Annotated in this window: 10 protein-coding genes; all 10 read right to left on the bottom strand. The window is 61.7% G+C overall.

Translation table 11 applies throughout. The annotated features are described in order from the left end of the window. Window positions 1-89 precede the first annotated feature (89 nt). Entirely contained in the window at window positions 90-1592 is a 1503-nt protein-coding gene (gene lysS, locus AC3ITA_RS05505) for a lysine--tRNA ligase (RefSeq protein WP_150673032.1), read from the bottom strand. 115 nt (window positions 1593-1707) lie between these two features. Then, a protein-coding gene (gene prfB / locus AC3ITA_RS05500; RefSeq protein ID WP_095943132.1) for a peptide chain release factor 2 occupies window positions 1708-2803 on the bottom strand; the annotation gives its coding sequence in 2 pieces (ribosomal slippage) (window positions 1708-2730 and window positions 2732-2803; 1095 coding nt in all). Window positions 2804-3006: 203 nt separating this feature from the next. Then, window positions 3007-4008, bottom strand: coding sequence for a response regulator (locus AC3ITA_RS05495; RefSeq protein WP_095943131.1), 1002 nt, complete (start codon window positions 4006-4008; stop codon window positions 3007-3009). A gap of 48 nt (window positions 4009-4056) precedes the next feature. Beyond that, window positions 4057-5067 carry a chemotaxis response regulator protein-glutamate methylesterase gene (locus AC3ITA_RS05490; RefSeq protein ID WP_095943130.1) on the bottom strand — a complete coding sequence of 337 codons (1011 nt, stop codon included), beginning with the start codon at window positions 5065-5067 and terminating at the stop codon, window positions 4057-4059. Then, window positions 5064-7343 carry a hybrid sensor histidine kinase/response regulator gene (locus AC3ITA_RS05485; protein WP_414929157.1) on the bottom strand — a complete coding sequence of 760 codons (2280 nt, stop codon included), beginning with the start codon at window positions 7341-7343 and terminating at the stop codon, window positions 5064-5066. Before AC3ITA_RS05485 ends, AC3ITA_RS05490 begins: the two co-directional genes overlap by 4 nt. Further along, entirely contained in the window at window positions 7340-8020 is a 681-nt protein-coding gene (locus AC3ITA_RS05480) for a chemotaxis protein CheW (protein ID WP_150673026.1), read from the bottom strand. The genes AC3ITA_RS05485 and AC3ITA_RS05480 overlap by 4 nt, the downstream gene beginning before the upstream one ends. Further along, window positions 8017-9288, bottom strand: coding sequence for a CheR family methyltransferase (locus tag AC3ITA_RS05475; protein ID WP_150673025.1), 1272 nt, complete (start codon window positions 9286-9288; stop codon window positions 8017-8019). Before AC3ITA_RS05475 ends, AC3ITA_RS05480 begins: the two co-directional genes overlap by 4 nt. Next, a complete protein-coding gene (locus AC3ITA_RS05470; protein WP_150673024.1) occupies window positions 9285-9821 on the bottom strand; it encodes a chemotaxis protein CheW in 537 nt (178 codons plus the stop codon). Before AC3ITA_RS05470 ends, AC3ITA_RS05475 begins: the two co-directional genes overlap by 4 nt. Beyond that, window positions 9821-11443 (bottom strand): methyl-accepting chemotaxis protein, encoded by a 1623-nt coding sequence (locus AC3ITA_RS05465; RefSeq protein ID WP_489279702.1) that lies wholly within the window; start codon window positions 11441-11443, stop codon window positions 9821-9823. Before AC3ITA_RS05465 ends, AC3ITA_RS05470 begins: the two co-directional genes overlap by 1 nt. A gap of 290 nt (window positions 11444-11733) precedes the next feature. Beyond that, window positions 11734-12426 (bottom strand): tellurite resistance TerB family protein, encoded by a 693-nt coding sequence (locus tag AC3ITA_RS05460; protein ID WP_489279700.1) that lies wholly within the window; start codon window positions 12424-12426, stop codon window positions 11734-11736. Window positions 12427-12515 lie beyond the last annotated feature (89 nt).

Here is a 12515-nt window from a genome sequence, read left to right as displayed (position 1 = left end):
TTCCTCTCAGATGAAAGTAACAAGTTGATACGTTTGTACCAGACAGGCAATAAAAAGCCGCCTCAAAGGCGGCTTTTTATTTGAAACACTTACGCTTGCGGCCGCATGTGCGGGAACAGGATCACGTCGCGGATCGACGGAGAGTTGGTCAGCAGCATCACCAGACGGTCGATACCGATGCCTTCACCCGCCGTTGGCGGCATGCCGTACTCCAGCGCACGAACGAAGTCGGCGTCGTAGTGCATGGCTTCGTCGTCGCCGGCGTCCTTGTCGGCCACCTGGGCCATGAAGCGCTCGGCCTGGTCTTCCGCGTCGTTCAACTCGGAGTAGGCGTTGGCGATTTCACGACCACCGATGAACAGCTCGAAACGGTCGGTGACGTTCGGGTTGTCGTCGTTGCGACGGGCCAGCGGCGACACTTCGAACGGGTACTGGGTAATGAAGTGCGGCTGTTCCAGCTTGTGCTCGACCAGCTCTTCGAAAATCATCACCTGCAGCTTGCCCAGGCCTTCGAAGCCCAGCACCTTGGCGCCGGCTTTCTTGGCGATGGCGCGAGCCTTGTCGATGTCGTTCAGATCATCGGCGGTCAGCTCAGGGTTGTACTTGAGGATCGAGTCGAACACCGACAGACGCACGAACGGCTCGCCGAAGTGGAACACCTTGTCGCCGTAAGGCACGTCGGTGCTGCCCAGAACCAGCTGTGCCAGTTCACGGAACAGTTCTTCGGTCAGGTCCATGTTGTCTTCGTAGTCGGCGTAAGCCTGGTAGAACTCCAACATGGTGAATTCAGGGTTGTGACGAGTCGAAACGCCTTCGTTACGGAAGTTGCGGTTGATCTCGAACACTTTCTCGAAGCCGCCAACAACAAGGCGCTTGAGGTACAGCTCCGGCGCGATACGCAGGAACATGCCCATGTCCAGCGCATTATGGTGGGTTTCGAACGGCTTGGCTGCCGCGCCGCCAGGAATGGTCTGCAGCATCGGCGTTTCCACTTCCAGGAAGTCACGCTTCATCAGGAAGCTGCGGATGTGGGCGATGACTTGCGAACGCACGCGGAACGTCTGGCGCACGTCTTCGTTGACGATCAGGTCAACGTAGCGCTGGCGGTAGCGCTGTTCGGTGTCGGTCAGGCCGTGGTGCTTGTCCGGCAGCGGGCGCAGGGATTTGGTCAGCAGGCGCACGCTGGTCATTTCAACGTACAGGTCGCCCTTGCCGGAACGGGCCAGGGTGCCTTCGGCGGCAATGATGTCGCCCATGTCCCAGGTTTTCACCGCCGCCAGGGTTTCTTCGGACAGGGTCTTGCGGTTGACATAGACCTGGATGCGACCGGTCATGTCCTGGATCACCATGAACGAGCCACGGTTGAGCATGATACGACCGGCAACCTTGACCGGGATCGCAGCGTCCGCCAGCTCTTCCTTGGTCTTGTCCGCATACTGTTTCTGCAGTTGTTCGCAGTAGTTTTCGCGGCGGAAGTCGTTCGGGAAGGCATTGCCCTTGGCGCGCTCGGCAGCAAGCTTTTCCTTGCGCAGGGCGATCAGGGAGTTTTCTTCCTGTTGCAGGGCTTGCGGGTCGAGTTCTAGGTCGCTCATGTCTTTAAATATTCCATCAGGTTCGTTGCCCCCGGACCTTGCGGCCCGGGGATCGCCAGCAGGGCTGGCTCCTACAGGGATCGAGCTGAAACGGTCGATCCTGTGTTGGCGTCTGTTACAGGCCCGATTTCAGGCTGGCTTCCAGGTACTCGTCGATGTCGCCGTCGAGCACCTTGTCGCAGTCGCTGCGTTCGATGTTCGTCCGCAGGTCCTTGATGCGCGAGGCATCGAGCACGTACGAACGGATCTGATGACCCCAGCCGATATCGGACTTGGTGTCTTCCAGCGCCTGGGACGCCGCGTTGCGCTTCTGCATTTCCTGCTCGTACAACTTGGCCCGCAGCATTTTCATGGCGGTGTCCTTGTTGGCGTGCTGGGAGCGTTCGTTCTGGCAGCTGACCACGGTGTTGGTCGGTACGTGGGTGATACGTACGGCCGAGTCGGTGGTGTTTACGTGCTGACCACCGGCACCGGAGGAACGATAGGTGTCGATCCGCAGGTCTGCCGGGTTGATCTCGATTTCCACCTTGTCATCGATCTCGGGGGAAACGAACACCGCAGAGAAAGATGTATGGCGACGGTTGCCGGAGTCGAACGGGCTCTTGCGCACCAGACGGTGCACGCCGATCTCGGTCCGCAACCAGCCAAAGGCGTATTCGCCCTTGATGTGCACGGTCGCGCCCTTGATCCCGGCGACTTCACCGGCAGACAGCTCCATGATGGTCGCGTCGAAACCGCGTTTGTCAGCCCAGCGCAAGTACATGCGCAACAGGATGTTGGCCCAGTCCTGGGCTTCGGTGCCGCCGGAACCGGCCTGGATGTCCAGATAGGCGTTGTTCGGGTCCATTTCATGGCTGAACATACGTCGGAATTCCAGCTTCGCCAGATTTTCCTCGAGACGGGCCAGCTCGGCGACGACATCGCCCACTGCGCCTTCGTCGTTTTCTTCAACGGCCATGTCCAGCAGGTCGCGGCAATCGGCCAGACCGGTGTTCAATTCGTCCAGGGTATCGACGATCTGCGCCAGCGCAGCGCGCTCGCGGCCCAGTTCCTGGGCGTATTCAGGTTTGTTCCAGACAGCCGGATCTTCAAGCTCGCGATTGACTTCGGTCAGACGCTCATGCTTTTGATCGTAGTCAAAGATACCCCCGAATAGTTTCGGAGCGCTCGGACAGGTCCTTGATGGTGTTCAGGATCGGGTTGATTTCCATGACGGGCAGCACTCGTTGGCGAACTTTTGAAAGCCGGCGAGTATACCGGGAAACGGCTTGAAACGGCAGTCCGCTTGGCTGAAAAGGGACTGTAGGAGCGAGCTTGCTCGCGAAAAAGCCAAAAGCACCGCTGGGCATCTTGCTCTATGCGTTATCGTTCACGACCATCGCGAGCAAGCTCGCTCCTACAGGTTTCGATGCGCTTACCCGATCCCCACCTGATTACGCCCATTGTTCTTCGCCGAATACAGCCCCTTGTCCGCCGCCGAGATCAATTCGCGGCAATTGCTGCCCGCTGTCGGCGTCATGGTCGACAGGCCGATGCTGATGGTCAGGCTCGCCCCTTCGCTCGGCGAAATGTGCGGGATCTTGAGGGCTGCCACGGTCATGCGCAGCTTTTCCGCCATCAATCGTGCACCGCCCTGGGAGGTATTGGGCAATACCAGGGCAAACTCTTCGCCGCCGTAGCGGGCCGGCAGGTCGGAAGGCCGGGCACTGGCTTCACGGATGGCAGTGGCGACCTTGCGCAGGGCTTCATCACCTTCCAGGTGGCCGAAGGTGTCGTTGTAGGTCTTGAAGTAATCCACGTCGATCATCAACAACGACATCTGGCTCTGCTCACGCAGAGCGCGGCGCCACTCCAGCTCCATGTATTCGTCGAAGTGCCGGCGGTTCGACAACCCGGTCAGGCCATCGGAGTTCATCAGGCGTTGCAGCACCAGGTTGGTGTCGAGCAGTTGCTGCTGGCTGACCCGCAACGCGCGGTACGCCGCGTCCCGTTGCAATAGGGTCATATAGGAGCGCGAGTGATAGCGGATGCGCGCGACCAGTTCGATGTTGTCCGGCAGCTTGACCAGATAATCGTTGGCCCCGGCGGCAAAGGCCGCGCTCTTGATCAACGGGTCTTCCTTGGTCGACAGGACGATGATCGGAATGTCCTTGGTCGCCGGGTGATTGCGGTACTCGCGCACCAGGCTCAGGCCATCAAGACCGGGCATGACCAGATCCTGCAGGATCACCGTCGGCTTGATGCGCACCGCGTGGGCGATGGCCTGGTGCGGGTCGGCGCAGAAGTGGAAATCGATGTTCTCTTCGTTCGACAGGCCGCGACGCACGGCTTCGCCGATCATGGCCTGATCGTCCACCAGCAACACCATGGCGGCGTTTTCGTCGGTCTTGAAGTCGTCGAGCTGTAATTCAGTCATGTGCGGTCACCTGAGTACTACCTGAGCCAGGAATGAGGAAAAATGTGCTCATTTGGCGAAAATCTCCAGCAATCGTGGCGCTATCTTGTCCAGCGGGCGAATCTCCACGGCAGCGTCGATGGCCGCGGCCGCCTTCGGCATGCCATATACCGCACTGCTGCTTTGGTCCTGTGCGATGGTCAGGTAGCCCTGTTCGCGCATGAGTTTAAGCCCTTGGGCGCCATCACGCCCCATGCCGGTTAGCAAAACGCCTACGGCGTCGCCATTCCAGTAACTGGCCACACTCTCGAAGAACACATCGATGGAGGGCCGGTAGATCTCGTTGACCGGCTCGGCGGTGTAAGCCAGCGTGCCGTTTTTCAGCAAGCGAATATGATGATTGGTGCCGGCCAGCAACACCGCGCCACTTTGCGGCGGTTCGCCTTCCTGGGCCAGGCGCACGTCGAGGCCGCTGGCGCTGCCGAGCCACTCGGCCATGCCGGCGGCAAACACCTGGTCAACGTGCTGCACCAGCACGATGGCCGGAGAGAAATCACGCGGCAGTCCCTTGAGCAAGATCTCCAGCGCTGCCGGCCCGCCGGCGGATGAGCCAATGGCGATCAGGCTCTGGCGCGAGCCGGAACTTCGCACGGGTGTCGGCGCCAAGCGCGGGCGGTTACCCTTGTCGCCGATCAGCCAGACGATGTTCAAGATCTTGCGCAGCAACGGCGCGGCCGCTTCCTGGGCATTGCCGGCGCCGAGGGCCGGGGTGTCGACCACGTCCAGCGCACCGTGGCCCATGGCCTCGAACACCCGGTGCACGTTCTGCTGGCGATCCACGGTGACGATGACGATGGCACACGGGGTCTCGGCCATGATCCGCCGCGTGGCCTCGACGCCATCCATCACAGGCATGATCAGGTCCATCAGAATCAGGTCCGGCGTGTTCAGCGCGCACTGGCGCACCGCCTCGGCGCCATTGCCGGCGACCCAGACCACCTCGTGGGCCGGCTCGAATGCCAGGGCGCGACGCAGGGCCTCCACCGCCATGGGCATGTCATTGACGATTGCGATCCTCATGCTCGTGCTCCTCCGATGAGCTCGACCACTGCATCGAGCAAGGCGTCGTCATGAAAACTGGCCTTGGCTAGATAATAGTCGGCCCCGGCATCCAGTCCACGGCGCCGGTCCTCTTCACGATCCTTGTAGGACACCACCATCACCGGCAGCGATTGCAGTCGATTGTCCCGACGCAGCAGCGTGACCAGTTCGATGCCGTCCATGCGCGGCATATCAATGTCGGTAATCAGCAGGTCGAAATCCTCCGAACGCAGCGCGTTCCAGCCGTCCATGCCGTCCACCGCAACCGCCACGTCATAGCCGCGATTGAGCAACAGTTTGCGCTGCAACTCTCGCACGGTCAGGGAATCATCCACCACCAGAATCCGTTTGCGGACCGCCTCGACCATCTGATTGCTGTGACGGGCAATACGCTCCAGACGCCCGGTATTGAGCAATTTCTCCACCGAACGCAGCATGTCTTCGACATCGACGATCAGCACCACCGAACCGTCGTCGAGCAGGGCCCCGGCGGAAATGTCCTGCACCTTGCCCAGACGCTCATCCAGCGGCAGCACCACCAAGGTGCGCTCACCGATAAACCGTTCCACCGCCACCCCGTAGATCGCATCGCGCTCGCGAATCACCACGACTTTCAGGGTTTGCCCGCTGTTCTGGCTGGCCGGACGTTGCAGCAACTGACTGGCCGCCACCAGGCCGACATGCCGGCCTTCGTGCCAGAAATGCTGGCGGCCTTCGACCTGCACGATATCCGCCGGCTCCAGGTCGCACATGCGCTCGATATGGGCCAGCGGGAAGGCATAGGCTTCGTCGCCGACGTCCACCACGAGGCTGCGCACCACCGACAGGGTCAGCGGTACCTCAAGGTGGAAACGACTGCCCTCGCCCGCCGCCTGCTCCAGCACCACCGCGCCGCGCAACTGCCGGACCATGTGCTGCACCGCATCCAGGCCGACGCCGCGACCGGACACCTCGGTGACTGTGTCGCGCAGACTGAAACCGGGCAGGAACAGGAACGTCAGCAACTCCTCTTCACTCAACTGAGCAGCGGTTTGCGCGGGCGACAAACTTCGTTCAACAATGCTGCGACGGACCTTTTCCAGGTCCACGCCGTTGCCGTCATCGCTCAATTCGAGCACCAGCAAACCGGCCTGATGAGAAGCGCGCAGTCGAATCAAACCTTCAGCCGGCTTGCCCGCCAGCAGGCGCTGCTCCGGGGTTTCGATGCCGTGGTCGACCGCATTGCGCAACAGGTGAGTCAGCGGTGCTTCGAGCTTTTCCAGTACGTCGCGATCGACCTGGGTTTTTTCGCCTTCAATTTCCAGCCGCACCTGTTTGCCCAGATCGCGCCCCAGATCCCGGACCATCCGCACCTGCCCGGTCAGCACATCTGCAAACGGCCGCATGCGACAGGCCAACGCCGTGTCGTACAACACCTGTGCCCGCTGGCTGGCATGCCAGGCGAACTCATCGAGTTCGGCGTTCTTTTCCATGAGCAGTTGCTGGGATTGCGCGAGCAATCGTCGCGCATCCTCAAGGGTCTCCTGAGCCTCCAGGCTCAAGACGTGATCCTTGAGATGCACATTGAGATTCTCCAGTGCGCGCAGGCTGTTGCTCTGCATGCGCTTGAGTCGCTGCATGGTCGCCAGGTGCGGTTTGAGCCGCAGGGTTTCCACCAGGGATTTGCTCGACAAATCGAGCAGGCTGTTCAGGCGCTCGGCGGTGACACGCAGTACACGTTCGCCGTTTTCGGTGGTGCGCTTGGACTTGCTTGGGGCTGGCGCCGATGGCGGTTCGACTGCAGGCGCCGGCGGCTCGACCTTGGGCGCGGGTGCCTCGAGTTGTAGCTCGGCCATCACCGGTGCAACAGCCGCAACCAGGAAGGCCGCCGGGTCCAGCAACCGCGCCATCAATACCACATAGGCGTCGATGTCCGCGGCCCCCGGCGTGCTGTTCGGCGTGGCGATGCGCATCAGCAAATCGGTGCCTTGCAGCAACGCATCGATGTGCTCGGGGCGCAGCAACAGGCGGCCTTCCTGGGCACTGACCAGGCAATCTTCCATCACATGGGCAACGCTGACCCCGGCATCGACGCCAACGATCCGCGCCGCCCCCTTGAGCGAGTGCGCCGCGCGCATGCACGATTCAAGTTGATCGGCCTGGGTCGGATCGCGCTCAAGCGCCAGCAGGCCGGCGCTCAAGACCTGGGTCTGGGCTTCGGCCTCCAGGCTGAACAGCTCCAGCAGAGAGGCGTCGCGCATTTGCTCGGGGGTCATGTGAGGCTCCGGGTCACGGCGGACAGCAGCTGTTCTTCATCCAGCCAACGCAGGCTGCGACCTTTGAATTGCAACACACCACGGGTGTATTTGGCGCTGGCCTGAGCACCCGAGCGCGACGCGGCATCGAGGATGCGCTCATCGATGGCATGGATCCCGTCGACCTCGTCCACCGGCACCACCACCGGCCCGCCATCAGCAGCGATGATCAACATGCGTGGCATGACCCGCGCGCCGGGTGCCACGTTGCTGGTGCCGTCGAGGTCGAGCAGCTCCACCAGCGACAGGCAGGCGACCAGCGCACCGCGCACATTCGCCACACCGAGCAAGGCCCGGGAACGTTGATGCGGCAAAGAGTGAATCGCTTGCAGCGGCGCCACCTCCACCAGACTACGGGTCGCGAGCCCCAGCCACTCCTCCCCCAGACGGAACATCAACAGCGAGCGGGTTTTCACCTCGCTCTCGACCGCGACGGACACTGGCCCGCGATCTTCCTGCTGCAATGCATAGCGATCGAGCAAGCGTGTGGCGGCCGCGGAATACACCGTACAATTGCGGCAATGAATATGCTCGCTGAGCAGCGGGCAGGACTTGTCGCCGTGGATACCGATACGGTTCCAGCAATCGTCGATGGCCTGGGCATCCCGGGTGACGCTAAAGGTGTCGGCGGCGATCATCGTTTAAGCTCACTGTCGGCGGCGCGTGCGCTGCGGGCGGCACGTTCCTGCAATCGTCTGGCTCCCATCGCATCGCCCTGGGCCTGCAGCAACCCGGCCAGGTGCATCAACGCTTCAGGATGTTGCGGTTCGAGGTACAACGCCTTGCGGTAAAAACCCTGGGCTTCAAGGGTATTGCCGGCCACGTCGCTGAGCAGTCCCAACCAATAAAAGACCTGAGCCACTGGCTCATGGCTGCGCAAGTAGCTTTCACAGGCCGCTCGTGCCTCGGCGCTTTTGCCTTCATCGGCCAGCACGGCGATATTGGCCAGTAGCGCGGCAGTGTCGGGGCCGGAGTTGGCAGGCGCAGGCCGCAGCGGCGCAACCTGGGCAAACGGACGGCTGCGCACTGGCGCAGGCGGTGGATTGCGCAGCGGTTGCGGCACTGGCAATGGCGCTGGAACGAATGCCGGCAAGTGTTCAGGGTCCGGCATCCCTTGCCGGCTGAACGCGAAGGACTGTGCGATACCGATCGAGCGCATCCCCAAACGCCCCAGCAGACTGCCCTCGGCCGGACCGATAAACAGCACACCGTCAACGTGGGTCAGGCACTTGAGCACTTCGAAGACCTGCTTCTGGGTCGGCTGGTCGAAGTAGATCAGCAGGTTGCGACAAAACACGAAATCGAAGGGCGGTTCACCGGCCAGCAAGGCCGGATCCAGCAGATTACCGACCTGCAGGCGCACTTGCTCGAGCACGCGCTGATCGAGGCGATAGCTCTCGCCTTCGGCAATGAAATGACGGTCGCGAAACGCAATGTCGTCACCCCGAAAGGAGTTCTTGCCGTACAACGCCCGCCGGGCTTTTTCCACTGACAACGGGCTGACGTCCAGGCCGTCGACCTTGAACTGGTACGGTTTGAGCCCGGCATCGAGCAACGCCATGGCGATCGAGTAGGGCTCTTCGCCAGTGGAGCACGGCAGGCTGAGAATCCGCAGGGCGCGCAGGTTGTTGATCTCGGCCAGGCGCTTGCCCGCCAGTTTCGCCAGGGTGACGAAGGACTCCGGATAGCGGAAGAACCAGGTTTCCGGAACGATCACCGCTTCGATCAACGCTTGCTGCTCGTCCCGCGAGCCTTGCAGGGTGAGCCAATATTCATCGGCCGACACGGCTTGCGCAACGATGCTGCGCTGGCGCACCGCTCGCTCGATGATCGCCGGCCCTACCGAGGTCACGTCGAGTCCGATGGTTTCCTTGAGGAAGTCGAAAAAACGCTGGTCGCTGTTCATGGCCGCTCCTGCAGCAGCGCCGGATCCATTGGCGGCGAGGGAAACAACAAGGCGCGCACCCGGTCGTCCAGCAGATCGCCGACCCGTACCCATTGCAGCAAACCCTGCTCGTCCTTGCGCACCGGCCCGAGGTAAGGCGTCTGGCGATTGTCCAGGCCGTAGGGCTGAAAATCCGCCGGATCGCAGCGCAAGGTGTCAGTCGCCTGTTCCAGAATCAACCCGAGCAACTGCGACTCGGCGGATTCATCCGGGTGATAGTTGACCAGCACCAGTCGCGTGCTGGTACGGGCCTGTGCAGACGTACCAAAGGTCAGTGCGCTCAAGTCGATCACCGGCACCACGGTGCCCCGATAGGCGAACACCCCGGCGACCCAGGCGGGGGCATGGGGGATGGGCTTCAAGGGCAGGCGCGGCAACACTTCAGCCACTTCGACAGCCTTCAAGGCATAGCGCTCGTTGCCGATGCGAAACACCAGAAACAAGGCATGCAGCGCCTGCGTCACGACAGAGCGTTTGGCCGTGATTTCGCTCATCAGACTTTGAATCGCGAAACGCCGCTGCGCAGCCCGACGGCCACCTGGCTCAGCTCATCGATGGCGAAACTGGCCTGGCGCAGAGACTCGACCGTCTGGCTGCTGGCATCGCCCAACTGCACCAGCGCATGGTTGATCTGCTCCGCGCCCGTGGCCTGGGCCTGCATGCCTTCGTTGACCATCAACACCCGCGGCGCCAACGCCTGAACCTGATGGATGATCTGCGACAACTGCTCGCCGATTTGCTGCACCTCGGACATGCCGCGGCGCACTTCTTCAGAGAACTTGTCCATGCCCATCACCCCGGCCGACACCGCCGACTGGATCTCGCGCACCATTTGTTCGATGTCGTAGGTGGCCACCGCCGTCTGGTCCGCCAGACGCCGCACTTCGGTGGCGACCACGGCAAAACCGCGTCCGTATTCCCCGGCCTTCTCGGCCTCGATGGCGGCGTTGAGCGACAACAGGTTGGTCTGGTCGGCAACCTTGACGATGGTCACCACCACCTGATTGATGTTGCCGGCCTTCTCGTTGAGGATCGCCAGCTTGGCGTTGACCAGATCGGCCGCGCCCATCACCGAGTGCATGGTTTCCTCCATGCGCGCCAGGCCCTGTTGTCCGGAGCCGGCGGCCACGGAAGCCTGATCGGCGGCGGTGGAGACCTCGGTCATGGTGCGCACCAGATCCCGGGAAGTGGCGGCGATCTCACGGGAGGTCGCGCCGATTTCCGTGGTGGTGGCGGCAGTTTCGGTGGCGGTGGCTTGTTGCTGCTTGGATGTCGCGGCGATCTCGGTCACCGACGTAGTCACCTGCACCGACGACCGCTGGGCCTGGGACACCAGAGAAGTGAGCTCGGTCATCATGTCGTTGAAACCGGTCTCTACCGCGCCGAATTCGTCCTTGCGCTCCAGATTCAGGCGGCTGCTGAGGTCGCCAGTGCGCATGATTTCGAGGATTCTCACGATGCGGTTCATCGGCGCCATGATCGCGCGCATCAACAAAAGACCACACAACCCGGCACTAATGACTGCGACCAGCAACGAAATGCCCATGATCAACTTCGCCATCGCTACCGATGAAATGATCGAGTCAGTGGCCGCCTCAGCCGCCTCCCTGTTGAACTCAATGAGTTCATCCAGCTGTTTGCGGCCGGCAGCCCATGCCGGGGTCATCTGTTCGGCGAGGATGCGACGGACCTGTTCGAAGTCCTTTTGCTGGTAGGCATCGAGCACCTCTTCGAGCAGCTTGTCATATTGATCGTGCAGCTTTTCAAACGCCTCGAACCTTGCCTGATCATCTTTCTCGAAGATGGTGCCCTGGTAGCTGGCCATCGCGCGTTGCAGCCGTTCCTCAATACCCTGGTACATCTCCTTGTCAGCCTGGGTCAGGCCTCGCCCCCCCCCCAGCCCGACCAGTTGCTGGGTCAGCACGTAATCATCGACCCAGGCACCGCGAATCAGGGAGCTGTAGTGAATCCCGGGAACACTGTCCGAGCGCACAACGCTCTCACTGGACTCAATCGACAATAAACGGGAATACGACACGACCACCATCAGCAACATGATGGTGATAATCACCGCAAAGCTCGCCAAAATGCGTTGGCGCAACGTCCAGTTCTTCACAGTCAATCCTCGGGCCTGATTCGAAATGCGGGGAGTATAGCCGAGGGCGGTGTTTCATTTATAAGACGGATGCGCGCCACTTCGCATCCCGTTGAAAAAAGGCGGGATGGGCTCAGGGTTGGGACTGTCCGCTAATGGAGGGGATGGGTGCCAGGGGTGATTGGGCAGAAAGGGGCCGTGCAATGGCCATTGGGGCGGTGGGGCGGCTGAAAACGCCATCGCGAGCAGGCTCGCTCCCACATTTGACTTCTTTGTGGGAGCGAGCTTGCTCGCGATAGCGGATTGAAGGCTTACATCGAAGCCTGGCGAACCTGCTTCTCCAGCTCGGCTTTCAACCCCGGCTCGAGCTTGAGCTGGCGCGCCAGCTCATCGAGGTAGGCCTTCTCCATGAAGTTTTCCTCGTCCACCATCATCACGCTGGCGATGTACATCTCGGCGGCGATTTCCGGGGAGCGGGCGGCGCGGGCGACATCGCTCGGGTCCAGCGGCTTGTTGAGTTCGGCGTGCAGCCAGTGTTGCAGCTCCTGGTCGCTGTCGAGGCGGGTGAATTCACCTTCGATCAAGGCACGCTCGCGCTCATCGACATGGCCGTCAGCCTTGGCCGCGGCCACCAGCGCCTTGAGAATCGCCTGACTGTGCAGCTCGACTTGCGCGGCCGGCACGCGGTCCAGGGTTTGCGGTTCCGTACCGGCCGCGCCGCCCTGCTGCGCTTGCCAGTTGCCGTAGGCTTTATAAGCCAGTACGCCCAACGCGGCGAGACCGCCGTAGACCGCGACCTTGCCCCCGACTTTACGGGCCTTTTTGCTGCCGAGCAGCAAGCCCATGGCGCCGGCCGCCAATGCCCCGCCACTCGCGCCGGAAAGCAAACTGCCGAGGGCACCGTTGCCACCGCTCGCGCCCTTTTGCTGTGAGCTGCCGGCCTTGTTCTGCAACAGGTCCTGGCCGGACTTGAGTAGTTGATCGAGCAATCCACGGGTGTTCATTTACCGCCTCCACAAGACGTTTAACCTTAAACCAGGACCACCAGCCTAAAACGAAAGTGCCCACGCCCCGTGGGCGAGAGTGCTTCCAG

It is taken from the genome of Pseudomonas sp. GL_090 (assembly GCF_057837765.1).
The sequence above is the reverse complement of the archived record's forward strand: the minus strand, read 5'-3'. Positions and strand labels throughout refer to the sequence as shown.

Coding starts and splice junctions, on each gene's coding strand:
- lysS (WP_150673032.1), bottom strand. CDS start 1,592: ATGAGCGACCTAGAACTCGACCCGCAAGCCCTGCAACAGGAAGAAAAC.
- AC3ITA_RS05495 (WP_095943131.1), bottom strand. CDS start 4,008: ATGACTGAATTACAGCTCGACGACTTCAAGACCGACGAAAACGCCGCC.
- AC3ITA_RS05490 (WP_095943130.1), bottom strand. CDS start 5,067: ATGAGGATCGCAATCGTCAATGACATGCCCATGGCGGTGGAGGCCCTG.
- AC3ITA_RS05485 (WP_414929157.1), bottom strand. CDS start 7,343: ATGACCCCCGAGCAAATGCGCGACGCCTCTCTGCTGGAGCTGTTCAGC.
- AC3ITA_RS05480 (WP_150673026.1), bottom strand. CDS start 8,020: ATGATCGCCGCCGACACCTTTAGCGTCACCCGGGATGCCCAGGCCATC.
- AC3ITA_RS05475 (WP_150673025.1), bottom strand. CDS start 9,288: ATGAACAGCGACCAGCGTTTTTTCGACTTCCTCAAGGAAACCATCGGA.
- AC3ITA_RS05470 (WP_150673024.1), bottom strand. CDS start 9,821: ATGAGCGAAATCACGGCCAAACGCTCTGTCGTGACGCAGGCGCTGCAT.
- AC3ITA_RS05460 (WP_489279700.1), bottom strand. CDS start 12,426: ATGAACACCCGTGGATTGCTCGATCAACTACTCAAGTCCGGCCAGGAC.